The organism is Pseudomonas viciae, assembly GCF_004786035.1.
In the GTDB taxonomy this organism is placed as follows: Bacteria; Pseudomonadota; Gammaproteobacteria; order Pseudomonadales; family Pseudomonadaceae; genus Aquipseudomonas; species Aquipseudomonas viciae.
Map to the genome: position 1 here is coordinate 2,186,229 of NZ_CP035088.1, position 23,873 is coordinate 2,210,101.

Annotated in this window: 22 protein-coding genes; 8 read left to right on the plus strand and 14 right to left on the minus strand. The window is 61.4% G+C overall.

Translation table 11 applies throughout. From position 1 onward, the window contains the following. Positions 1-13: 13 nt before the first annotated feature. Positions 14-1,621 (minus strand): carboxyl transferase domain-containing protein, encoded by a 1,608-nt coding sequence (locus EPZ47_RS10025; RefSeq protein ID WP_135844611.1) that lies wholly within the window; start codon positions 1,619-1,621, stop codon positions 14-16. 11 nt (positions 1,622-1,632) lie between these two features. Next, a complete protein-coding gene (locus EPZ47_RS10030; RefSeq protein ID WP_135844612.1) occupies positions 1,633-2,796 on the minus strand; it encodes an isovaleryl-CoA dehydrogenase in 1,164 nt (387 codons plus the stop codon). A gap of 185 nt (positions 2,797-2,981) precedes the next feature. Here EPZ47_RS10030 and EPZ47_RS10035 point away from each other — a divergent pair, with 185 nt between their 5' ends. After that, positions 2,982-4,679: an AMP-binding protein gene (locus EPZ47_RS10035; RefSeq protein WP_135844613.1), complete on the plus strand. Its 1,698-nt coding sequence runs from the start codon at positions 2,982-2,984 to the stop codon at positions 4,677-4,679. A 642-nt stretch (positions 4,680-5,321) separates the two neighbouring features. Here the strand turns inward: EPZ47_RS10035 and EPZ47_RS10040 are convergent. The 3 genes from EPZ47_RS10040 to EPZ47_RS10050 all read right to left on the minus strand — a co-directional run bounded on the left by EPZ47_RS10040 (position 5,322) and on the right by EPZ47_RS10050 (position 7,902). Continuing rightward, a complete protein-coding gene (locus EPZ47_RS10040; protein WP_135844614.1) occupies positions 5,322-6,221 on the minus strand; it encodes a hydroxymethylglutaryl-CoA lyase in 900 nt (299 codons plus the stop codon). 139 nt (positions 6,222-6,360) lie between these two features. After that, a complete protein-coding gene (locus tag EPZ47_RS10045; RefSeq protein WP_135844615.1) occupies positions 6,361-6,762 on the minus strand; it encodes a MerR family transcriptional regulator in 402 nt (133 codons plus the stop codon). A 207-nt stretch (positions 6,763-6,969) separates the two neighbouring features. Continuing rightward, the gene (locus EPZ47_RS10050; protein WP_135844616.1) at positions 6,970-7,902 is read right to left on the minus strand and encodes a LysR family transcriptional regulator; all 933 of its coding nucleotides are present in this window, start codon (positions 7,900-7,902) and stop codon (positions 6,970-6,972) included. Positions 7,903-8,079: 177 nt separating this feature from the next. Here EPZ47_RS10050 and EPZ47_RS10055 point away from each other — a divergent pair, with 177 nt between their 5' ends. After that, positions 8,080-9,309, plus strand: a complete 1,230-nt coding sequence (locus EPZ47_RS10055; protein WP_135844617.1) for an acyl-CoA dehydrogenase — start codon at positions 8,080-8,082, stop codon at positions 9,307-9,309. A gap of 73 nt (positions 9,310-9,382) precedes the next feature. Here the strand turns inward: EPZ47_RS10055 and EPZ47_RS10060 are convergent, their stop codons facing one another. The 8 genes from EPZ47_RS10060 to EPZ47_RS10095 all read right to left on the minus strand — a co-directional run bounded on the left by EPZ47_RS10060 (position 9,383) and on the right by EPZ47_RS10095 (position 17,644). Further along, complete coding sequence (locus EPZ47_RS10060) at positions 9,383-10,252, minus strand: isocitrate lyase/PEP mutase family protein (protein WP_135844618.1); 870 nt, start codon at positions 10,250-10,252, stop codon at positions 9,383-9,385. A gap of 156 nt (positions 10,253-10,408) precedes the next feature. Beyond that, positions 10,409-11,443: an arginine N-succinyltransferase gene (astA, locus tag EPZ47_RS10065; protein WP_135844619.1), complete on the minus strand. Its 1,035-nt coding sequence runs from the start codon at positions 11,441-11,443 to the stop codon at positions 10,409-10,411. Between the two features lie 61 nt (positions 11,444-11,504). Continuing rightward, positions 11,505-12,521: an arginine N-succinyltransferase gene (locus tag EPZ47_RS10070; protein ID WP_135844620.1), complete on the minus strand. Its 1,017-nt coding sequence runs from the start codon at positions 12,519-12,521 to the stop codon at positions 11,505-11,507. Positions 12,522-12,631: 110 nt separating this feature from the next. Beyond that, the gene (locus tag EPZ47_RS10075; protein WP_135844621.1) at positions 12,632-13,981 is read right to left on the minus strand and encodes an APC family permease; all 1,350 of its coding nucleotides are present in this window, start codon (positions 13,979-13,981) and stop codon (positions 12,632-12,634) included. Between the two features lie 76 nt (positions 13,982-14,057). Continuing rightward, positions 14,058-14,810 carry an N-formylglutamate amidohydrolase gene (locus EPZ47_RS10080; protein ID WP_135844622.1) on the minus strand — a complete coding sequence of 251 codons (753 nt, stop codon included), beginning with the start codon at positions 14,808-14,810 and terminating at the stop codon, positions 14,058-14,060. Continuing rightward, positions 14,794-16,146: a type I glutamate--ammonia ligase gene (locus EPZ47_RS10085; protein ID WP_135844623.1), complete on the minus strand. Its 1,353-nt coding sequence runs from the start codon at positions 16,144-16,146 to the stop codon at positions 14,794-14,796. The genes EPZ47_RS10080 and EPZ47_RS10085 overlap by 17 nt, the downstream gene beginning before the upstream one ends. Then, a complete protein-coding gene (locus EPZ47_RS10090) occupies positions 16,143-16,787 on the minus strand; it encodes a cysteine hydrolase family protein (protein ID WP_135844624.1) in 645 nt (214 codons plus the stop codon). Before EPZ47_RS10090 ends, EPZ47_RS10085 begins: the two co-directional genes overlap by 4 nt. Positions 16,788-16,789: 2 nt before the next feature. Then, positions 16,790-17,644 carry a MurR/RpiR family transcriptional regulator gene (locus EPZ47_RS10095; protein WP_135844625.1) on the minus strand — a complete coding sequence of 285 codons (855 nt, stop codon included), beginning with the start codon at positions 17,642-17,644 and terminating at the stop codon, positions 16,790-16,792. A 289-nt stretch (positions 17,645-17,933) separates the two neighbouring features. Between EPZ47_RS10095 and EPZ47_RS10100 the strand changes: the two genes are divergently transcribed. After that, the gene (locus tag EPZ47_RS10100) at positions 17,934-18,500 is read left to right on the plus strand and encodes a histidine phosphatase family protein (RefSeq protein ID WP_135844626.1); all 567 of its coding nucleotides are present in this window, start codon (positions 17,934-17,936) and stop codon (positions 18,498-18,500) included. Then, positions 18,497-19,252, plus strand: a complete 756-nt coding sequence (gene cobF, locus EPZ47_RS10105; RefSeq protein ID WP_135844627.1) for a precorrin-6A synthase (deacetylating) — start codon at positions 18,497-18,499, stop codon at positions 19,250-19,252. The genes EPZ47_RS10100 and cobF overlap by 4 nt, the downstream gene beginning before the upstream one ends. Positions 19,253-19,332: 80 nt before the next feature. Here cobF and ftrA read toward each other — a convergent pair whose 3' ends face one another. Further along, positions 19,333-20,292, minus strand: coding sequence for a transcriptional regulator FtrA (ftrA, locus tag EPZ47_RS10110; protein WP_135844628.1), 960 nt, complete (start codon positions 20,290-20,292; stop codon positions 19,333-19,335). A 102-nt stretch (positions 20,293-20,394) separates the two neighbouring features. Here ftrA and EPZ47_RS10115 point away from each other — a divergent pair, with 102 nt between their 5' ends. From EPZ47_RS10115 to EPZ47_RS10130, 4 genes are all read left to right on the plus strand, one after another. Next, positions 20,395-20,829, plus strand: coding sequence for a rhodanese-like domain-containing protein (locus EPZ47_RS10115; protein ID WP_135844629.1), 435 nt, complete (start codon positions 20,395-20,397; stop codon positions 20,827-20,829). Between the two features lie 252 nt (positions 20,830-21,081). Further along, positions 21,082-21,861, plus strand: a complete 780-nt coding sequence (locus EPZ47_RS10120) for an ABC transporter substrate-binding protein (RefSeq protein WP_135844630.1) — start codon at positions 21,082-21,084, stop codon at positions 21,859-21,861. A 102-nt stretch (positions 21,862-21,963) separates the two neighbouring features. After that, on the plus strand, positions 21,964-23,076 hold the full coding sequence (locus tag EPZ47_RS10125) for a M14 family metallopeptidase (RefSeq protein ID WP_135844631.1): 1,113 nt from the start codon (positions 21,964-21,966) through the stop codon (positions 23,074-23,076). A 64-nt stretch (positions 23,077-23,140) separates the two neighbouring features. Next, positions 23,141-23,857, plus strand: a complete 717-nt coding sequence (locus EPZ47_RS10130) for an alpha/beta hydrolase (RefSeq protein ID WP_135844632.1) — start codon at positions 23,141-23,143, stop codon at positions 23,855-23,857. Positions 23,858-23,873 lie beyond the last annotated feature (16 nt).

The following is a 23,873-nucleotide window of genomic DNA, read 5'->3' on the forward strand; positions in this document are numbered from 1 at the left end:
GGGCATTCCCCGTTTACATCCGGAACACGCCGAAGCGGCTCGGTTCGATGGGCGCGTTCAGTGACGCAGACAAGGCCAGGCCCAGTACGTCGCGGGTCTGGGCCGGGTCGATGACGCCGTCGTCCCACAGCCGTGCGCTGGAATAGTAGGGGTGACCCTGTTCTTCGTACTGATCGAGAATCGGTTGCTTGATCTCAGCCTCCTGGGCAGCGCTGAAAGGATGGCCGCTGCGTTCGGCCTGTTCGCGCTTGACCTGCACCAACACACCTGCCGCCTGCTCGGCGCCCATCACGCCAATCCGTGCATTCGGCCACATCCACAGGAACCGTGGGTCGTAGGCCCGGCCGCACATGCCATAGTTACCGGCGCCGAAACTGCCGCCGATGATCACGGTGAATTTCGGCACCTTGGCGCAAGCCACCGCCGTCACCAGCTTCGCGCCGTGCTTGGCGATGCCGCCGGCTTCGTATTTCTGCCCGACCATGAAGCCGGTGATGTTCTGCAGGAACAGCAGCGCAATACCACGTTGACAGGCCAGTTCGATGAAGTGCGCGCCTTTCTGCGCCGCTTCGGCAAACAGGATGCCGTTGTTGGCCAGGATCGCGATCGGGTAGCCGTGCAAGTGGGCGAAGCCGCACACCAGCGTCGTGCCGAACAGCGCCTTGAACTCGTCGAACACCGAACCGTCCACCAGGCGTGCGATCACTTCGCGCACATCGAACGGTTGCTTGGCGTCGGCCGACACCACGCCGTACAGCTCATCGCTCGCATACAACGGAGCGATGGGTTGGCGTTGCTGCACGTCACCGAGTTTGCGCCAGTTGAGGTTGGCCACGCTGCGGCGGGCAATGGCAAGGGCGTGTTCATCGCTGTCGGCGTAGTGGTCGGCGACGCCAGAAATCTTGCAATGCACATCGGCACCGCCCAGGTCTTCGGCACTCACCACTTCGCCGGTGGCGGCTTTCACCAGGGGTGGGCCGGCGAGAAAAATCGTGGCTTGCTGGCGGACCATGATCGCTTCGTCAGCCATCGCTGGCACGTAGGCGCCACCGGCGGTGCAGGAGCCCATGACCACGGCGATCTGCGGGATGCCCTGGGCACTCATGTTGGCCTGGTTGAAGAAGATCCGTCCGAAGTGCTCGCGGTCCGGGAACACTTCGTCCTGGCGCGGCAGGTTGGCGCCGCCCGAATCCACCAGGTAAATGCAGGGCAGGCGATTCTGCTGGGCGATGGTCTGGGCGCGCAGGTGTTTTTTCACTGTCAGCGGATAGTAGGAGCCGCCTTTGACCGTCGCGTCGTTGGCGACAATCATGCACTCGACGCCCTCCACGCGGCCGATCCCGGCAATCACCCCAGCCGCTGGCACGTCTTCGCCATAGACTTCATAGGCCGCCAACGGGCTGATTTCCAGAAACGGTGATCCGGGATCCAGCAGCCGATTGATGCGCTCACGGGGCAGCAGTTTGCCCCGCGAAGTGTGGCGCTCCTGGGCCTTGGGGCCGCCACCTTGCTGCACTTGTGCGAGCAAGGTGTGCAGGGCCTCGACCTGTTTGAGCATCGCATCGCGGTTGGCGATGAAATCCGGCGAACGGGGGTTGAGCTGAGTGTGTAGCGTGGCCATGGTCAGCTCCGTTAGCGGGTTTCGTTGAACAGTTCGCGGCCGATCAACATCCGACGAATCTCACTGGTGCCAGCACCGATTTCGTACAGCTTGGCGTCACGCAGCAGACGACCGGCGGGGAATTCATTGATGTAGCCGTTGCCGCCGAGGATCTGGATCGCGTCGAGGGCCATTTGCGTGGCGCGTTCGGCGCTGTAGAGGATCACCCCGGCGGCGTCCTTGCGGGTGGTTTCGCCGCGCTCACAAGCCTGGGCCACCGCATACAGGTAGGCGCGGCTGGCGTTGAGCTGGGTGTACATGTCGGCGACCTTGCCCTGGATCAGCTGGAATTCGCCGATGCTCTGGCCGAACTGCTTGCGGTCGTGGATGTACGGCACGATCAGGTCCATGCAGGCCTGCATGATCCCGGTGGGGCCGCCCGAGAGCACCACGCGCTCGTAATCGAGGCCGCTCATCAGCACTTTCACGCCGCCATTGAGCGCGCCGAGGATGTTCTCTTCCGGCACTTCAACGTCATCGAAAAACAGCTCGCAGGTGTTCGAGCCGCGCATTCCGAGCTTGTCGAACTTGTTGCTGCGGCTGAAGCCTTTCCAGTCACGCTCGACGATGAAGGCGGTGATGCCGTGGGGGCCTTTTTCCAGGTCGGTCTTGGCGTAGATCACGTAGGTGTTGGCGTCGGGACCGTTGGTGATCCAGGTCTTGCTGCCGTTGAGTACGTAATGATCGCCACGCTTGTCGGCGCGCAGCTTCATCGAGACCACGTCGGAGCCGGCGTTCGGCTCGCTCATGGCCAGGGCGCCAACGTGTTCGCCGCTGATCAACTTGGGCAGGTATTTGGTCTTCTGCTCATGATTGCCGTTGCGGTTGATCTGGTTCACGCAGAGGTTGGAGTGGGCGCCGTAGGAGAGGGCGACCGAAGCCGAGCCGCGGCTGATTTCTTCCATCGCCACCACGTGGGCCAGATAGCCCAGGCCGGCACCGCCGTATTCTTCCGCGACCGTAATGCCCAGCAGGCCCATGTCGCCAAACTTGCGCCACAGGTCGGCGGGGAACAGGTTGTCGATGTCGATCTGAGCGGCGCGTGGAGCGATCTCTTTGGCGACGAAGGACTGAACCTGGTCGCGCAGCATGTCGATGGTTTCGCCGAGGGCAAAGTTCAGGGATGGGTAGCTCATGGGACACCTTTGGCTTTTTTATCGGGTGCGGAGAGCTGAAGAGTGGCTCTCACCTTTACGTTAACGTAAGCCTGTGACGGATGGCTGTCAATCGCCCTTTACGTTAACGTCAACTTGAGCCAGAGTAAGTGCGCTCTGCATCAGGTTCACCGCTACACCCACTAATAAAGACAAGAGGGGGCGTCATGGATCAATCCGGTTCGCATTCGCAATTCAGCTACACCCGTGGCTCCCAGGCCAAGGCGTTGTTGGCGCAAACCATCGGCCAGGCTTTCGACCAGACAGTGGCCCGCCATCCGGAGGGCGAGGCGCTGGTGGTTCGCCATCAATCGCTGCGTTACACCTGGCGACAACTGGCCGAAGCCGTCGACCTGCATGCCCGAGCCTTGTTGGCATTGGGTTTGAAAGCCGGCGATCGTCTCGGTGTGTGGGCACCCAATTGTGCCCAGTGGTGCATCAGCCAGTTCGCCAGTGCGAAGATCGGTGTGATCCTGGTCAACATCAACCCGGCCTACCGCACCTCGGAGCTGGAGTACGTGCTCAAACAATCCGGCTGCCAATGGCTGGTGTGCGCCGGGGCGTTCAAGACGTCGGATTATCACGCCATGCTGCAATCGCTGGCCCCGGAGTTGGTGGAACAATCGATCGGCCAGTTGCAGAGTGAATGTTTGCCGGACCTGCGAGGCGTGATCAGCCTCGATCTTCAGCCGCCGCCAGGCTTTCTGCCCTGGTCGCAATTGGCCGCCCTTGGCGCAGCGACTACATCTGAACAACTGGCCGAGCGCCAGGCCAGCCTGCATTTCGATCAACCGGTGAATATCCAGTACACCTCCGGCACCACCGGTTTTCCCAAGGGCGCGACCCTCAGCCACCGCAACATCCTCAATAACGGCTACATGGTCGGCGAAAGCCTGGGCCTGGTCGCCGCCGACCGGCTGGTGATTCCGGTGCCGCTCTACCACTGCTTTGGCATGGTCATGGGTAACCTGGGCTGCATGACCCATGGCAGCACCATGATCTACCCCAACGATGCCTTCGATCCGTTATTGACGCTAAAGACCGTCGCCGAGGAAAAAGCCACGGCGCTGTATGGCGTACCCACCATGTTCATCGCCATGCTGGATCAGCCGCAAAGGGGTGAGTTCGACCTGTCCAGCCTGCGCACCGGGATCATGGCCGGGGCCACGTGCCCGATCGAAGTGATGCGGCGGGTCATCAATGAGATGCACATGGCCGAGGTGCAAATTGCCTACGGCATGACGGAAACCAGTCCGGTGTCATTGCAGACCGGTCCTGCGGATGAACTGGAGTTGCGCGTCACCACCGTGGGCCGCACCCAGCCGCAACTGGAAAGCAAGATCGTCGATGAGGCTGGCGAGATCGTTCCCCGTGGCACCATCGGCGAGTTGTGTACCCGCGGTTACAGCGTGATGCTCGGTTACTGGAACAACCCCAAGGGCACCGCCGAGGCCATAGACCAGGACAACTGGATGCACACCGGCGACCTGGCGACCATGGATGAGCAGGGCTATGTCCGCATTGTCGGACGCAACAAGGACATGATTATTCGCGGCGGTGAGAATGTTTACCCGCGTGAGCTGGAAGAGTTCTTCTTCACCCACCCGGCGGTGGCGGACGTGCAAGTGATCGGTATCCCATGCTCGCGCTACGGCGAAGAAATCGTCGCCTGGATCAAATTCCACCCCGGTCACAGCGCCACCGAGCAGGAGCTGCAAGCCTGGTGCAAGGAGCGTATCGCCCACTTCAAGACGCCGCGTTATTTCAAGTTCGTCGAAGAATTTCCGATGACCGTCACCGGCAAGATCCAGAAGTTTCGCATGCGCGAAATCAGCATTGAAGAACTGCGCGAAAAGGGAGACTGAGCAAAATCCCCTGTGGGAGCGGGCTTGCTCGCGAAGGCGATGTATCGGCCAAGGTGATATGACTGACACACCGCCTTCATGAAATGTCCCGGAAAACTTAAACACCAGACAGCACAAAGGGGAGCCGAAGCTCCCCTTTAATTTTGTCGTCGCGTGCTCTTTTTTTATTATTGAGGGGCGGCCTGTTGTTGTTTTTGGTAGCCGTGACCCTTTACCGCTGTTTTTGGCGACCCCCATCCGGGATCAAGAGCAAACGTATTTTTTTGAGCGCTGATCTGCTTTTTCGCCTGGCGATCCAACCGATTCGGGAGCTACCTGAAGGTAGTTTTATTGTTCTCTGCCCGGTTGCGGGTTGCTCCTGAAAGCACCCTGAAAAGCACATCCTCTCCAAAAAAATCTGTTAGCTGCGTCTCTGCCGTGTTGTTTTTGTTATGTCAGAGTCGTTTCGTCTTGTTTTTATTGGGTTTGCTGCGTTTTTTTATTCTTGTTATGTCAGAGATATAGCAGGTGGCGTGCCAACTTTTAAAATTATATATAAATCAATGAGTTATGTTTTTTGCTGCAAAAGGCAGGCGGGCCATACCTGACAAATTGTTTCCGTGTTACTCGTTTCGCCGCTGTTACAACGCCAGCGGTAACACCTCACTGTGCGGCGCGGGCCTTGGCGACGCGCGAACCGGTCGGGCGGCCAAGCACGTCACAAATCTGCCGGCCCGCGCCGATCAATGCGTCCAGGTCGACCCCGGTCTCAATGCCCAAGCCGTTGAGCAGGTACAGCACGTCTTCGGTGGCAACGTTACCGCTGGCGCCCTTGGCGTACGGGCAGCCACCAAGGCCGGCGATGGAGCTGTCAAACACCGCGATGCCTTCCAGCAGGCTGGCGTACACGTTGGCCATGGCCTGGCCGTAGGTGTCGTGGAAATGCCCGGCCAGTTTGTCCCGAGGTACCTGTGCGCCAACCACCTCGAACATCCTGCGCGTGGCGCCGGCGGTGCCGGTGCCGATGGTGTCGCCCAAGGAGACCTCGTAACAGCCCATTGTGTACAGTTCCCGCGCGACCCACGCGACCTGCTCGGCCTTGACCTCGCCTTCATACGGGCAGCCCAGCACGCAGGACACATAACCGCGCACGCTGACCCCATGCTGCTTCGCGGCCTCCATGATCGGCGCGAAGCGCTCCAGGCTTTCCTGGATGGAACAGTTGATGTTGCGCTGAGAGAACGCTTCGGACGCGGCGGCAAACACCGCCACTTCTTTCACGCCGGCCGCCAGTGCGTCTTCAAAGCCCCGCAGGTTCGGTGCCAGGGCGCCATAGGTGACGCCGGGCTTGCGCTGGATCTGCGCGAACACCTCGGCGGAGCCGGCCATTTGCGGCACCCACTTGGGCGAGACAAAACTGCCGACCTCGATGTAACCCAGGCCGGCGGCACTCAAGGCGTCTACCAGGCGCACCTTGTCGGCGACGCTGATGGGTTGCGCTTCATTCTGCAGACCGTCGCGGGGGCCGACTTCGATCAGGCGTACAAAGGAGGGGAGGGACATGGGGATTGACCTGTAGTAGTGGGCGTGTCAATCCATTGTGGGGGCGGGCTTGCTCGCGAAGGCGGTGTGCCAGTCGCCAAATAGGCTGAAATAAGTCCGCATTCGCGAGCAAGCCCGCTCCCACAATGGAATCACGTCGTTATTGGACGATTTCCTGGCCCTTGATCGTCTGCTCCAGTGCCTGGATGCAGCGTTCTTCGGCGGTGTCCAGTTCGAGTTTCATCTGTTCGATGTCCAGCAGTTGCTGTTCGAGTTGTTCTCGGCGTTCGGCGATTTTCGCCAGCATGCTGTGCAGTTGTTTCTGATTGCCGCTGGTGGGGTCGTAGAGTTCGATCAGTTCGCGGCACTCGGCCAAGGAAAAACCGATGCGCTTGCCCCGCAGGATCAGCTTCAGGCTGACCTTGTCCCGCGGCGAGTAAATACGTTCCTGGCCACGTCGCTCCGGGCTCAATAGGCCTTGTTCTTCATAGAAGCGGATGGCCCGGGTGGTGATATCCAATTCGCGGGCGAGGTCGGAGATGCTGTAAGTCTGGCTGCTCATGGAAGCGCTCGAAACGAAAGGGGCTGGCGCTAAGCTAAAGGCAGGTTGACGTTCGCGTCAAGCAGTCGTAGGTGCGTTGCCTGTACAGGCCTCTTCGCGAGCAAGCCCGCTCCCACAGATTCTGCGTTGTACACAAATGTTGAGTGTATTGCAGGTCCAATGTGGGAGCGGGCTTGCTCGCGAAGAACGAGAACGCGGTCCAGAGCTTTACACCACCTTATCAAGCTTCTTCTCGTGCGCCGTCACCTGCTGGCAGAGTTCGATCATCTGCTCGCGCATCCAGCGGTTGGCCGGGTCCTGGTCGGTGCTTTCGTGCCAGTACAAGTGGGTTTCCACCGGCGGCACATCGTTGACCGGCAACAGGAAGGCGTGCAGATCGTGACGACGGGCAAAGCGCTCGGGGACGGTCATGACCATGTCGGTCTGCTGCAGCACCTGGGACGCCATCAGGTAATGCTGGGAACGCAGGGCGATCTTGCGCTGGATGCCCATCTTGCCGAGGGCCAGGTCGACATAACCGAGCCCGTTGCGGCGGCTGGAAATATGCACGTGGGTCTGGGCCAGGTAATCGTCGAGGCTGATCTTCTCCTTGCCCGCCAGCGGGTGCCCCTTGCGCATGGCGCACACGTAGCGGTCTTCCATCAGCTTGACGTGGCGCACCTGCGGGTCGGTGTTGAGCGGCGCGTCCACGGCGAAGTCGAGGCGCCCGGCGGCCAGTTCCTTGGTGGTTTCACGGCGTTTGGACAGGAAACTCTCGATGGCCACGGTCGGTGCCAGGCGGCGCAGACGTTGGAACAACGGCGGCAGGATCACGCCTTCGGTGAGGTCGGTCATGCTGATGCGGTAGGTCTTGACCGCCTGCAACGGGTTGAAAATCCGGCTTTCCTGCACCGACACCCGCAGCAACGACAGGGCATTGCGCACCGGGCCGATGATGTTCTGCGCCATGGGCGTGGGCACCATGCCCTGGGCGGTGCGCACGAACAGCGGGTCGTTGAAGGTCTCCCGCAGGCGCGCCAGGGCATTGGACACGGCCGGCTGCGTGATGCCGACGATCTGCCCGGCGCGGGTCAGGTTGGCTTCGGTGTAGATCGCATCGAAGACAATGAAAAGGTTGAGGTCGACCTTGCTCAGATTCATGGCGCTGCACTCTTATTCTTGGACGTGTTGTGAGGTGCCGGGTGGCGATGCGAATCAGTGAAACATATATCGGTGATGAATGTTAATACACGCCGAGAATAGGTTAGGTAAATTTTCGTAGCTGAACTAGCATCGATTTCATGACCTAAAACAACCTCTGCCAAGAAGGTGCTGCTCATGGATTTCGCCTATTCCCCCAAGGTTCAGGAACTGCGTGAACGTGTCACGGCGTTCATGGATGCCTACGTTTACCCGGCCGAAGCGGTGTTCGAACGGCAAGTGGCCGAAGGCGACCGCTGGCAGCCCACGGCCATCATGGAAGAGCTCAAGGCCAAGGCCAAGGCTGAGGGTTTGTGGAACCTGTTCCTGCCCGAGTCCGAACTGGGTGCCGGCCTGACCAACCTGGAATATGCACCGTTGGCAGAGATCATGGGCCGCTCGCTGTTGGGGCCGGAGCCGTTCAACTGCTCGGCGCCGGATACCGGCAACATGGAAGTGCTGGTGCGCTACGCCAATGAAGAGCAGAAGCAGCGTTGGCTGGAGCCGCTGCTGCGCGGCGAGATCCGCTCGGCTTTCGCCATGACCGAGCCGGACGTTGCCTCCTCGGACGCCACCAACATGGCCGCCCGTGCCGAGCGCGATGGTGACCAGTGGGTGATCAATGGCAAGAAGTGGTGGACCTCAGGGGCCTGTGACCCGCGCTGCAAGATCCTGATCTTCATGGGGCTGAGCAACCCCGATGCACCACGGCATGCCCAGCATTCGATGATTCTGGTGCCGGTGGACATCCCTGGGGTCAAAATCGTCCGGCCACTGCCGGTGTTCGGCTACGATGACGCGCCGCACGGGCATGCCGAAGTGCTGTTCGATAACGTGCGAGTGCCGTACGAAAACGTCCTGCTGGGTGAAGGCCGCGGCTTTGAAATTGCCCAGGGTCGCCTTGGCCCAGGCCGGATTCACCACTGCATGCGTTCCATCGGCATGGCCGAGCGCGCCTTGGAGTTGATGTGCAAGCGGGCCGTGAGCCGCACTGCCTTCGGCCAGCCATTGGCGCGCCTGGGCGGTAACGTCGACAAGATCGCCGACTCGCGGATGGAGATCGACATGGCGCGCCTGCTGACGCTGAAAGCGGCGTACATGATGGACACCGTCGGCAATAAAGTGGCCAAGAGCGAAATTGCCCAGATCAAGGTCGTCGCGCCGAACGTGGCCTTGAAAGTCATCGATAGGGCGATCCAGATCCACGGTGGGGCCGGGGTCTCCAACGATTTCCCGCTGGCCTACATGTACGCCATGCAGCGCACCCTGCGCCTGGCCGACGGCCCGGATGAAGTCCACCGCGCCGCCATCGGCAAGTTCGAGATCGGCAAATACGTGCCTAAGGAAATGCTGCGTAGCAAGGGCTAGGAGCTGGCCCACCAAGGGCCTCTGTGGGAGCAAGCTTTGCTCCCACAGGCTAATCCTGTGGGAGCGAGTTCGCTTACTCCTTGACGCTCATGTACTCCTCGGCCCAACGGATGTACTCCTCGGGCTGGGTGTAGGTGTGGGTCAGTTCGGTGGCGCTGAGATCCGACGCCTGGGTGAAGATCTGCCGTTGTTCACGAAGGCTGTCGTAGGTGGCCTTGATCGCGGCGAAATAGGCGCCGTGGCCGTCGATGGTGACTCGCACACCCAGCTCAGCCAGGCGTTTGTCGTCGCGCAACTTCGGGTTGCCATAGGTGACGAGCATCAACGGCAGCGTCAGGTTCTCGCTGATCTGCTCCAGGTGTTCGAAGTCCTGCACACCCACCATGCAAATCCCATCCGCCCCGGCACGCTCATATTGCTGGGTGCGGCTGATGATTTCCTGGACCGGCAAAATCCCGGCATTGGTACGGGCAATGATCGCCATTTCCGAATCGACTCGCGCCTCCAGTGCTGCGCGAATCTTGCCGACGCCTTCGGCCACGCCGATCAAATCGGTGGATTTACGCCCAAACTGGGCCGGCAGCAAGGTGTCCTCGATGGTCAGCGCCGCCACGCCGGCGCGTTCCAGTTCGATGATGGTGCGCATCACGTTCAGGGCATTGCCGTAGCCGTGGTCGGCGTCGGCAATCACCGGCAGTTGGGCCACACGGCCGATGCGGGTGGCCTGTTCGGCGAATTCGCTGAGGGTGATCAGGGCGAAGTCCGGCGCGCCCAACACTTGCAACGACGCGACCGAGCCACCCAGGATCCCCACTTCAAACCCCAGGTCGGCGGCGATGCGCGCCGACATTGGGTCAAACACCGAGGCGGTGTGGTAGCAGGTTTTGGAAGCCAGCAGTTGACGAAAATTGCGACGCAAATCTTGATGGGAAAGCCTGGACATATGAGTTCCACCAATGGAATGGAAAGGCTTGAGCAAAAGTGTCAACGCCGAAGGAACAAAAGGCTATCACGTGGGAGACGCAAAGATGATGACGAATGCGCATGGGCGATGCCGTCCCTGCATCGAAAAAAGGCGATATTGAGCCCAACCCGCGGGTTACGCCGCTACCGCCTGTCGTCCCTGTTTGAGCAGCGCCACGGCGCGCACCATGTCACCCGGTTGTACTTGCAGGCGTTTGGCGGTGAGCCGGTCGACCAGCAGACTCTGACCATGCTGGCGTGCCCGGGCACTGGTCACGCGGCAGTTCGCCAGACGTCGGTTATGGATCAACCAGACCGGAGCTTGTTCGTCCGGCGTGCCGATGGCCAGGGTCAACGACTGGCTGTCGCGCACGGTGCGGATCTTCGAAACCGGCGCCTCGATGACCGGGCCGGCGTCGAAAATATCGATATAGCCTTTATGAGAGAACCCCTCGGCGCCGAGAATCTTCATGGCTGGCTCGGTATTCGGGTGGGCCTTGCCGATCACCGCCTGGGCCTGTTCAGTGAGCAGGCAGGTGTACAGCGGCTGGCGCGGCATCAACTCGGCAATGAACGATTTGTTGCCCATGCCGGACAACTGGTCGGCGTAGCTGAAATCCTTCTTGAAAAAGTGCCGTCCCAGGCTATCCCAGAACGGTGAGCAACCTTGCTCGTCGGCGTGGCCGCGCAATTCGGCGATCATTTTCTCGCCGAACAGCTCTGAGAACTCGGCCACGAACAGCAGGCGCGCCAGGGACAGCAGGCGTCCATTGTGGCCACGGCGTTGCTCGGGGTGCAGGAACAACGAGCAGATTTCCGATTGCCCGGTCATTTCGTTGTTGAGAAACAGCGTCGGGATCTGTCGCTGGATGCCCAGCTCCGGTGCCGAACTGACGGTCACCCCAACGCGGTAGTTGTACCAAGGCTCGCGTAATCCCACCGCACCGGTCAGGGCGCTGATGCCCACTACTTGCCGGTCATCATCCTCGAGCACGAACAGGTAATCGGCGTCGGCACGTTCGACTTGCCCGGCAAAGGTGCGCTGGGCCCAGCGAACGCGATGGGCCAGGCGCTCTTCGTTGGCCGGCAGGCTGGTGAACCCGGGGCCCGCGCAGCGGGCAAGGTCCAGCAGGGCGGGCAGGTCGGTGATGGCGACCGGGCGGACAATCATGAGGCAGCTCCTTCATCGTGTCGGTCCAAGCGCGGATACGCAACACGGGCTCCAGTGAGATTCATAAGGCAACCACCCGGATCGGCTGGCCATCCGTGACGCCCAGGGCGGCCAGCATGTCTGGCGACAACACCACGGCGCCCTCGGTATTGACGTCCAGTTCGGCCACGATCGCCCGGTAGCTTCCAAGCCCATCATTGCTCACCAGATAGCGGCCGCGGGCGTCGATCTGCGGGCTTTGCCGAGCCGTGGCAATCTGGCTTTGCGTGATGGAGCGGATGTTGGCGACACGGGCATGCAACGTCGGCCCGCCGTCGAAGATGTCCACGTAGCTGTTGGTTTCGAAACCCTCGCGCTCCAGAATGTCGAAGGCTTCCTGGCCGTCGGGATGCACCCGGCCGATGCAAGCCTGGGCCTGCGCCGGCAACATTGGCACGTAGATCGGGTATTGCGGCATCAGCTCGGCCAGAAAGGTACGGCTTTGCAGGCCGCACAAGCGTTCGGCCTCGACGTAGGGCAGGTCGAAGAAGTGCTTGCCGATGGCATCCCAGAACGGCGACTGGCCGTCTTCGCTGCTGAAACCGACGATCTCCGTGATCACCGATTCGGCAAAGCGCTGAGGGTGCGCGGCGATAAACATCAGCCGGGCCCGCGACAGCAGTTCTGATTCGGGCGTGCGAACCCGCTCGGCGTCGATGTGAAACCCACGCAACAGTGTCTGGCCGTTGAGGTCCTGGCACAGCGACAGCGCGGGTACACCATGGTGGATATTCAGTTCCCGGGATTCGCTGGAGAACGGCCGGTTGCGCAGGCTGTAGAACGGTTCGTTGCAACCGGTGTTGGAGAGGATTTCCGAACAGCCGGCCAGGTGCCCGGATACCAGGTCCTGCAGGACAAAAAAATAATTCTCGCCGCCAGGGCTTTGCACGTCGGCCTCGAACGAGGCGCACGAGTCGAGGATTTTTTCCCGCAGGCGCTCGGTATCGTCCGGCAGCGAGGTCACGCCTACCAGGCTGTTGCGGGCCAGCTGCTGCAACTGCGGCAGGTCGCTTAATTGAACTGGACGTAAGGCCAGCATGGATTGCACTCCTGTTCCAGAGAGCCCGGTGACCAGCACCGGGCTTGACGATCACTGTCGATCTCCACGCGTACTCACTACGGCAGGTCGAACCCTTCGACCGCCGAACTTCACTGAGCGGCCGGATCGGGCAACGCAGTGCGGCTGCCGAATTTATTCAGCACGCACAGATAGACCACGCCTGCGGCAATCCAGATCAGGCCGAGCTTCTGCGCATCCACGCCCATGTTGTACATGATGGCCGCGACGATCACGAAGCCGACCAGCGGGCAGATCAGATGGCGAATCACCTGGCCGGAGCGCTGGCGGCGCCAGTAATGGTTGATCACGGTGATGTGCAGCAACATGAAGCCGCTCAGGGCGCCGAAGTTGACCAGGGAGGTCAGGGTGTCCACGGCATTGATAAACAGGTAGCAGATCAATAGCGACAGCACGGCGACCAGATAAATGCTCAGGTACGGGGTGTTGTGTTTCGGATGGACCTTGGCCAGCACCTTGGGCAACTTGCCGTCCCGGGCCATGCCGAACAACAGCCGCGACACCGCCGCTTGCGAGGTGATCGCCACCGCCACGCCCCAGGCCAGCGCCGTGGCGACAGCGGTCAAGGTTGCCAGCCAGCTGCCGGCCGCCAGTTCGGCGATTTCATAGAATGCGGTGTCAGCTGACTTGAAGCCCATGCCGGCCGCCAGGTCAGTGGCGATCCAGGTCTGCACCACGAAAATCGCCCCCATCACCAGCAAGGTCACCAACGCTGCCTTGCCGACGCTGCGGCCCGGGTCGCCCTTGATTTCTTCGGCCAGGGTGGAAATGGCGTCGAACCCCAAAAACGACAACACGGCGATGGACACGGCTTGCATCAGCAGGGCGAAGTTGAAGTGTTCCGGGCTGTACAGCGGCGCCAGGGTCAGTTGGCCGTTACCGCCGCCGCTGTGCAGGGCATTCCAGGCGTAGAACAGGAAAATCCCCAGTACCACCAGTTGTGCCAGCAGGAAAATAATGTTCATCCGTGCGGTGAAGGTGATGCCCCGCAGGTTGACGAAGGTCGCACTTACCAGGAACGCGAGGATGAAACCGACCTTGGGAATGTCCGGGTACAGATGATTCAACGCCATGGCGGCGTAGACATACAGCAGCGGCGGGATCAGCAGGTAGTCCAGCAGCATCAGCCAGCCCGCGATGAACCCGACGTGTGGGTTGAGGCCTCGTTGTGCGTAGGAATAGACGGAACCGGCCACCGGAAAAGCCCGGGCCATGCTGCCGTAGCTCAACGCGGTGAACAGCATCGCCACCATGCCGATGATATACGCCAGCGGCACCATCCCCGGGGCCTCGGCGTTCACGTAGCCATACACGCCAAACGGGGCGATGGGGATCATGAAAATCATCCCGTACACCACCAGGTCCGTCAGTGACAGGCTGCGCTTCAATTCCTGTTTGTAGCCAAATGCCTCGATACTCATGAGCCGTTCTCCTTCTCAGCTGTGTGTGGGTGTGCTCTTGCTTGTCGCTTGCCGCTCAAACCTCGCCGCTGCGTTCCTACAACAACGGGGCCAGGTAAGCGCTCCAGGTTCGCACCGCGTCGGGGCTGCGCAGCAGGTCGTTGCGCACTTCGATCAACACCGAATCCAGGCCGCGTCCATCGCCGTGCACCGGGACCGTCATGTCGGTCAGAGGGTTGATCTTGTAGGGCTGGTTGCCCGCCGCGCGCAGCGAATGCCGGCCCAGCCCGTCGACGATGCGTTGGGCGTAATCCTTGGCTTCGCCGAACAGTACGCCGGCTTCCAGCGCGCGCGGTTGGCCGTAGAACACCGGTGTAAAACTGTGGATGCCCACTACCCGCACCAACCGGTCGGCGGCCAGGCGCTGGTCGATCAACGCCCGCAGCCGATCATGGAACGGGTGGAACAGGCGCTGCTGGCGATAGGCACGAGTGGCCTCGTCCAGGGAATGGTTGCCCGGGACCTGGTAGATCTCGCTCTGGGCCGGAATGCTATCGGACACGTGAAGCGGGCGGTTCAGGTCGATCAATAACCGTGAATAATTGGCCGACAGCAAGGTCGCGCCCAACGTTTCGGCCAGGCGTTCGGCCAGGGCCAGGGCGCCGATGTCCCAGGCGATGTGCTCCTGGGCGGCTGTTTCATCCAGGCCCAGGTCATTCAGGGCTTCGGGCATGAAGCGGCTGGCGTGTTCGCACACCAGCAGCACCGGGTGCTCGGAGTCTTCCCGGAGCAGCCGGTAGGCCGGTCCGGTGTAGAGGCCTGATTCAGCACACTCAATAGATTCGCGCATAGTGCTCACAACGCTCGGCAGGTGACAGCGCCTGGGTCAAGGCCAGCTCCTGGGCCTTCAAGGCGAAGTAGGTTTCAACCAGCGGGGCGGGCAGGGCTTCGAGCAGCGCCCCACTGTGGCGCAGGCAATCCAGCGCCTGGGTCAGGGTTGTTGGCAGAGCGATAATGCCACGGGCGCGACGTTGTTCTTCATTCAACTCATCGGGTATTTCATCGGTGACAGCGTTCAGCGCCAGCCGTTGCTCGATGCCCAGGCGTCCGGCGACCAACAGTGCTGCCATCGCCAGATGTGGCGAGGCGGTGGCGTCCATGGCACGAAATTCCAGGTTGTACTGGTTCGCCACGGGTTTACCGCCCAGGCTCACGGTCGGGCAGATGCGCAGCGCCGCTTCGCGGTTGCGCTGTCCCAGGCAGGCGTAGGACGCGCTCCAGTGATGGGGTTGCAGGCGTTCGTAGGACAGCGGTGTTGGGGCGGTCAGCGCGCACAGCGCCGGCAGATAGTGCAGCACCCCCGCGGCCCAGTGTTGGCCGAGGCTGGACAAGCCGTTGCTGCTCGCGGCGTCATGGAGCACGGGGTCGCCGCTCAGGTCTTGCAGGCTCAGGTGCAGGTGCACACCGTTGCACACGGCATTCTCTGCGGTCTTGGGGGCGAAGCTTAAGCCCAAGCCCATTTGCCGGGCGATCTCGCGGCTGATTTCCCGCACGTTCACCGCACGGTCGGCAGCGGCCACGCCGAGGGTCGGGCGGCAGGTGATTTCGTATTGGTGCTTGCCGTATTCGGGCAGGAACATTTCCGGCTCGACACCGCCGGCCCGCAGGGCACTGAGCAGCCAACCGGCGAACCCGGCCTGCTGGCGCTGGGCCTGGAGGCTGAAGGCCAGGCGGTCGGGTTGGGACGGCGTGGTATTGAGGTTGAACTCATGCTCGAACGCAGCGAACACCTGCAAGCCGAGTTCGGTGCGATAACGCTCCACTTCGTCATGCAGCAGCGTGCGCGGGCAGGCGCCCCACGGTCGGCCATCGGTTTCCCGGATGTCGCAGTGGATGAAATCCAGGGCGGGGGCCTGGGCGTCGGGGCCGTTGCTGATGGTCACCCGGCTGGACAGGTCCGGCACCAGCCGCAAGTCGCCATAGGCGCCCCAGGGGTTGGCCGAAGCGATGATGTCCTGGGGCGTCAGCGCGCTATTGGCCGGCACCCAGCCACAACCGGCGGTGACGTAGTGGGGCAGCTCATCGCTGGGAAACGAACGCCCGCGGGTCACGCCGATCAGGTCGGTGCTTACCAGCGTCGTGATGGGTAACGGTGCCAGGGGCGCGGCGGTATCGAGGCGGCTCACGGCTGCATCTCCTGCAAACGCCCGAGCACGGTGTCGGTATCGGCGATCCAGCAGTAGCCCTTGATCGCGTTCAGGCACGCCAGATGCCGTTGTTCGGTGTACGTGGCGCAGGCATCTTCCACCAGCGTGACCAGGTAGCCGCGGTCGGCGGCGTCACGCACGGCCATATCGACGCATTGGTCGGTGACGATGCCGGCGATGATCAGATGGCGGGTCTGCAGGTTGCGCAGCACGTAGTCGATGTTGGTGGAATTGAAGACCCCCGAGGAGGTCTTGGGCAGCACGATTTCGTTTTCCAGCGGCGCCAGCTCGGCAATGATCTGCGCCTCGGGGCTGCCCTTGGGCAGGTGCATGTCCGACAGCTTGTGATCCAGGGAGCGGTCACGGCCATCGGCGGTGAGGCTTTCGATGTGAGTGTGCAACACGTTGTGCCGGGCCGCGCGCAGCGCGTTGAGCAGGCGTTGCTGGTTGGGAATCACCTGCTGGCGCGCCCGACGGATGAAATATTCGGCCTCGGCGGTGTTCAGATGGGCATCGAATTGCGGTTCCAGCCAGGCGCGTTGCATGTCCACCAGCAGCAACGCCGTGTGGTCGTGAGTGAACGGCAAATCCCGAGGCGAGCGGTGGGGGAGCGAGAACATCCTTATTTTTCCTCCAACAGGTGCGTGCTGAATTCCGCGCGCAAGGCGTCGATACCCTCCAGGCGCTCGGCCAGGTCAGGGCATTGCAGGGTCATGCAGGCGATCAGCGCTTCGACCTGGGCCAGCGCCGGCACCAGGCTGTCGAAGGCTGAGACCGATTCCACCGGAGCGCTGATGATCAGGTCGGCCAGCTCTCGCAATGGCGAGGCATAGACGTCGCTGAACAATACGACCCGGGCGTGGCGAGCCTTGGCCGCGCTGGCCACACGCAGGGCCTGGGCCTGGTAGCGGCGATAATCGAAGATCAGCACCACGTCCTGGCGCTGCACGTCGAACAGTCGGTCGGGCAACTGGGCGTTGTCTTCCAGGGCAAAACAGCCTGCCCGCAACAGGCGCAAGTGGTTGAGCAGGTAGTGGGCAAGAAAGCTGCTGAAGCGCCCACCAAAGCAATGCACCTGGTGGCGGCTGTCGATCAGCCACTGCACGAGAATGCGCACGTCTTCGGGTTGGGTCAGGGCCTGGGTGTCGTTGAGGGTGCGTTGGCTGGCCGCCAGGTACTGGCTCCAGGTATCGCCTTGCGGCAATTTGGCCCGCGGTTGCAACAGCGTGCGAGGCGAGCGCAGGCGGTGGTCCATGTCACTGAGCAGCGCATCCTGGAATTCGGCGTAACCGCCAAATCCGAGCTTTTTTACCAGCCGCACGATGGTCGGGTCGCTGACGCCGGCATGGTCCGCCAGACGCGACATCGGGCCCAGGCCGTTGCGTGGATAGTGATCGAGCAGGGCGCGTACGACCTTGCGTTCCGACGGCGTCAAAACCAGGCCGGGATCGGTGATCAGGTCTCTGAGAGGCGGCATCCGTGCTCCTTGCCTGGATGGGGTGTTGGATTTCTTTCATAACTCCTGAAAATAGTATTTATGTAGCTGGTGCTACATGTCCAGTGGTTTTTACGTTCTGTTTAAAATGTTCAATGATGGTACGAAACCCCTGTAGGACTTGGGCTTAGTTGTCTGGAGTGGATATGTCAGTCGGCGCTTCAGTTGGTGTCAGATAAAACGCCTTTTTGTCTCAGTTATTTGATTTCATATAAGGTGCTGTACAAGAAAAGGACTAGTCTCCCGCCCACCGATTGCCTGAGTATCCCGCGTGCAAGCAACCCGTCTGACCCTGATTTGCCACGCCCGCACCGTTGCCCAGAAACAGGCGCGCTTTGGCCTGGAAGAGCCGCTGGATGCTGGCTGGCTGGCGCAGCGTCCAGAGGCCGGCCACGGCTATCGAAATGTCCGGCAACTGCTCTGCGGGCCAGAACTGCGCACTCGCCAGACGGCTGTGTTGTTCGGCGCAGAGCCCCAGGTCGTCCAGGCCCTGGCCGATTGCGATTTGGGTCGCTGGCGTGGTTTGTCCATCGACGAGGTGTTCACGACTGAACCGCAACAACTGCAAGCCTGGCTCGACGATCCTGAGGCGGCCCCCCATGGCGGCGAATCCGTTGCCCGGTTGTGTCGCCGTGTCGGCGACTGGTTGACCAGCCTGCAAGACAAGCCGGGACATCTGCTGGCCGTCACCCACCCATTCGTGATCCGTGCGGCCCTGATGAATGTATTGCACTGCCCGGCAACCACGTTCCACCGGATCGACATCGAACCGCTGTCGGCCATGGAGTTGCGTTTCAACGGGGTGTGGCGATTGCGCGCCCAGGAGTCGCAGGCATGAAGACGTTATCTGTCATCGGCATCGGCGCCGGCGATCCGGACTACCTGACGATGCAGGCGGTGAAAGCCTTGAATCGGGTGGACGTGTTTTTCCTCATGGATAAAGGGCCCGCCAAGAGCAAACTGATGGATTTGCGCCGCGAAATCTGTCAGCGCTACATCGTTGATCGCACTTACCGTTTCGTCGAAGCCTACAGCCCCGAACGCCAACGCGGCGAGTTGGACTACGCCGCCAGCGTCGAAGAGCTGAACCGAGCGAAGCAGGCCACTTTCGAACGGTTGATCAATGACGAACTGTCCGATGGCGAGTGCGCTGGTTTTCTGGTGTGGGGTGATCCGGCGTTGTACGACAGCACCGTGCGCATCCTGCAGGCGATTGTCGATGCCGGCCGCTGCGCCTTTGAGTTCGAGGTGATTCCTGGCATCACCAGTGTCCAGGCCCTTGCCGCCCGGCACAAGGTGGCGCTGAACGACATTGGCGGTTCGCTGGAAATCACCACTGGCCGCCGATTGGCGGCAGGGCAGGTGGGCGATGCTTCAAGCGTGGTGGTGATGCTCGATGCCGAAGATGCGTATCGCCAGGTGAGCGACCCGGATACGCACATTTACTGGGGCGCCTATGTCGGCACACCGGATGAAATCCTCATTGCTGGCCGGCTGGGGGATGTGGCCGATGACATCGAAGCCACCCGCAAGGCCGCGCGGCAGGCGAATGGGTGGATCATGGATAGTTATTTGCTGCGTAAACCCTGACTGATGACTTAAACCGAACCGTGGCGAGGGAGCTTGCTCCCTCGCCACGGGGTGTGAAGTTGCCAGGTGTCTTTGCATTTTCACCCCCGCCCAAACCGCTCCCGATACACCGACGGCGCCAACCCCACTACGCTGCGAAACGCCACGCGAAAGCTTTCCACCGAGCGGTAGCCACACAACTGCGCAATGTTGTCGGTGTTGTCTTCAGTGCTCTCCAGTAATTCGCGAGCCCTGGCCAGGCGTTCATGTTGCAGCCAGGCCTTGGGCGACAGGCCGCAGGCTTGGGTGAAGTGGCGCAAAAAGGTCCGTTCGCTCATGGCCGCCTGGCTGGCCAGTTCGCGTACGCCAAGGGGTTTGTGCAGGCGTTCGCGGGCCCATTGCATGACGCTCGACAGATCGCTGCGTGGCGTTCGGCTGACCGGCGACGGAATGAACTGCGCCTGGCCGCCCGTGCGTTGCGGTGACATCACCAGCCGGCGCGCCACGCTGTTGGCGACCTGGACGCCATAATCCCGTGCTACCAGATGCAAGCAGGCATCGATGCCTGCGGCGCTGCCGGCCGAGGTGATGACTTGTCCTGAATCCACATACAACACGTGCGGGTCTACCCGGATGGCGGGAAAGCTATCCGCCAGTTCGTCGGTGTAGCGCCAGTGGGTCGTGGCCCCCAGCCCATCCAGCAGCCCGGCGGCTGCCAGGACGAAGGCCCCGGAGCAGATCGACAGCAGGCGCGCGCCTCGGCCATGGGCGCGGCGCAGTGCCTCGAGCAAGGCCGGAGGCGGTGGCTCGTTGCGGCTACGCCAACCTGGCACGACAATGGTTCGAGCCGTTTCGAGCAACTCCATGCCGCCATCGGCCAATACCTGGAAGCCGCCCATGGCGCGCATTGGGCCGTCATCGACGGCGACGATGCGATGCTGGTACCAGGGGAAATCGAATTCGGGCCGCTCCAATCCGAAGATCTCGACGGCAACGCCGAATTCGAACGTGCATAAGCCGTCATAAGCGAGGATCGCGACCAGGCCGGGAGTAGGCTGCATTTGGCGGAAAATTCCCACAGAGTGTCTTGTGCGCCACTGTAGCGGTAAGCGGCGGACGGATAAAGTCTGCTCACGCCCTCATCTACCCTGGAGTACACCCCGATGACCAGTCTGGTTCGCGAAGTGCCTGCTGCCCCGTCCGAGATCGCCCTGCAGCATTTTAGTCGGCGTCTGACATTCGAAACCGATTGTTCCGACGTTCACGCCAGCCAACAGGCTGGCGAACTCGATTTTGTGCTGGTGGATGTGCGTGGGCCCTTGGCTTATGAGCGCGGGCATGTGCCTGGGGCGATCAACCTGGCGACCCGTACGCTTACCGCCCAGGCGCTGGAGGCCTATCCCAAGAGCACGTTGTTCGTGGTGTATTGTGCAGGCCCGCACTGCAATGGCGCGAACAAGGCGGCGGTCCGTCTGGCGACCTTGGGTTACCCGGTCAAGGAAATGATCGGTGGCGTCATGGGTTGGCTCGATGAAGGCTTTCGCCTGACCGGCCTGGTGGAGCGCATGGCGGATGAGGCGATCAGCTGCGATTGCTGATTCTCTTCTGTAACCAGGCTTTTGTGGCGAGGGAGCAAGCTCCCTCGCCACAGGGGTTTACCTGTCAGGTTTTTCGCAAATCACTTGTCCTTGGGAAAGCCTGTTTATTTTCATAACTATTTGTCGCCTCAACACAATTTCCCTCCTGGGTGCCCCTCTAGACTCCCGGCCACTTCGGTTTTTACTGACTGAACGCTGCCTACGAATCTGCCAATAATCGCTAATAAAATCCCTGCGCACTCAGGAGCAAAAATGAACAAACTAGCCATGTTCGGTGCCCTGGCACTGTCCGTATTGTCCCTGTCGGCCGTGGCCGAAGAGGCCAAGCCGATCCGTCTCGGGATCGAAGCCGGTTACCCACCTTTTTCGATGAAAACCCCAGACGGCAAACTGGCCGGCTTCGATGTCGATATCGGCGATGCGCTCTGTGCGCAGATGAAGGTCAAGTGCACCTGGGTCGAGCAGGAATTCGATGGCCTGATTCCGGCACTGAAAGTGAAGAAAATCGACGCGATCCTGTCGTCCATGACCATCACCGACGATCGCAAGAAAAACGTCGATTTCACCATCAAGTACTACCACACCCCGGCGCGTTTCGTGATGAAGGAGGGCGCCGACGTCAAGGACCCGCTGACCGAACTCAAGGGCAAGAAAGTCGGTGTGCTGCGGGCCAGTACCCACGACCGTTTCGCCACTGAAGTGCTGGTGCCGGCGGGCATCAACCTGGTGCGTTATGGTTCCCAGCAGGAAGCCAACCTGGACATGGTCGCCGGTCGCCTCGACGCCATGCTGGCCGACTCGGTCAACCTTGACGAAGGCTTCCTGAAAACCGACGCCGGCAAGGGCTTCGCCTTCGTCGGCCCGACCTACGAAGACCCGAAATATTTCGGTGGCGGCGCCGGCATTGCGGTGCGCAAGGGTGATCAGGCCCTGGCCGATAAATTCAACGCCGCCATCACCGAAATCCGCGCCAACGGCACGTACAAGAAGGTGCAGGACAAATACTTCGCCTTTGACGTCTACGGGCATTAATCGCTGACGCCAAGGTGGCCCGCCGTTGACCCGGCCGGCCACCTTTTTCATGGGCGATTGTTTTACCCTGCGCCTATCGAGATACCGCCATCCGGAGAGTTCATGCAACGCATCGACCATACCCTGCCATGGAGCCACCTGGGCACCGAGCGCCGGCTCAGTGTGTTTCGTTTTGGCCATGGCCCGCGCAAGGCCTATATCCAGGCCAGCCTCCACGCCGATGAGTTGCCGGGCATGCGCACCGCCTGGGAACTGAAGCAGCGGCTCAACGACCTCGAGGCCCAGGGCTTGCTCAAGGGCGTGATCGAGCTGGTGCCGGTGGCCAACCCCATTGGCCTGGACCAACACCTGCAAAGCGCCCACATGGGACGTTTCGAGTTGGGCAGCGGCAAGAACTTCAACCGCGCCTTCGTCGAACTCAGTACCCCGGTGGCGCAACGCATTGGTGATCGCCTGGGTGACGACCCGGCCGCCAATATCACCCTGATTCGCCAGACCATGGCCCAGGTCCTTGATGATCTGCCAGCACCGCCTTCACAACTCGAAGGGCTGCACCGTCTGTTGCTCAAGCATGCCTGCGACGCTGATGTGACCCTGGATCTGCATTGCGATTTCGAGGCGGCTATCCACTTGTATGCCTTGCCGCAACACTGGCCACAGTGGCGCTCCCTGGCAGCACGGCTGAAAGCCGGTGTCGCGTTGCTGTGCGAAGATTCCGGCGGCAGTTCGTTTGACGAGTCGTGTTCCACGCCCTGGTTGCGCCTGGCCAAGACCTTTCCCGAGGCGGCGATCCCGCTGGCCAACCTGGCGACAACGCTGGAGCTGGGCAGCATGGGCGACACCCGGGTAGAGCAAGCCCAGGCCAATTGCGAAGCGATTCTCGGATTCCTCGCTGAGCAGGGCTTCATCAGTGGCGATTGGCCGTGCGCACCCACTCAATGCTGCGAAGGTTTTCCGTTCGAAGGCACTGAGTATCTGTTCGCGCCGCACCATGGTGTCGTGAGTTTCCTGCGCGAAGCGGGGGAATGGGTGGAGCAGGGCGATCCGTTGTTCGAAGTGGTCGATCCGCTCAGCGACCGCGTCACCACCGTCCGGGCCGGCACCCCTGGCGTGTTGTTCGCCCTGGACCGTGGGCGCTACACCCAACCGGGAATCTGGCAGGCGAAAGTCGCCGGGCGTGAACCGATTCGGAGCGGGAAATTGAGCAACGACTGATAAGTGCTGTCTACCTCAGCGCACGGTCTTTGCCGTGCGGCTATCGAACGATGGAGGAAGATTGATGTTTAAAGCGCTCGCCCTGTTTCTATTGCTGGTCTCGTCCGGGTTGCAGGCCCAACCCTCGCTGCACACCGACTTGCCGCTCAACTACCTGGCCCAGGTCGATGAGCAAGCTAAAAACCGACCGCTGGTGATCTTCCTGCATGGTTCCGGCAGCAACGAGCAGGACTTGTTCGACCTCAAGGACGAGTTGCCCCGGCACTACAACTACCTCTCGGTGCGGGCCCCGAAGACCATGGAGCAGGGAAGTTACCAGTGGTTTGCCAAGCAGGGCGAGGGGGCCTATGACGGCGACCCCGCGGACCTGAAGGCCAGCGGCCAGTTGCTGCTGGATTTCATCGAGAAAGCCCGCACCAAATACTCGACCGACGCGAGCAAGGTTTACTTGGTGGGCTTTAGCCAGGGCGCGATGATGAGCTACGAAATAGCCCTGCGACACCCCGAAGCCGTGGGCGGCATTGCTGCGATGGGGGGGCGGGTCCTGTCGGTGCTACGCAGCGAGCTGACACCCAACGAGGCACGTCGGGCACTGGCGGTGTTCATCGGCCATGGCACGGTAGATCCGGTCATTCCCTACCACGACGGCACCGAGGCCAACACATTCCTCAAGACCCTGGCGCTGGAACCGGAATTCCATGCCTACCTGGGCCTTGGCCATAACATCAGTGCGCAGGAGGTGCAGGATCTACGGGCCTGGCTGGAGCGACTCAATCCCTAGGCTGCGTTGGATGTGC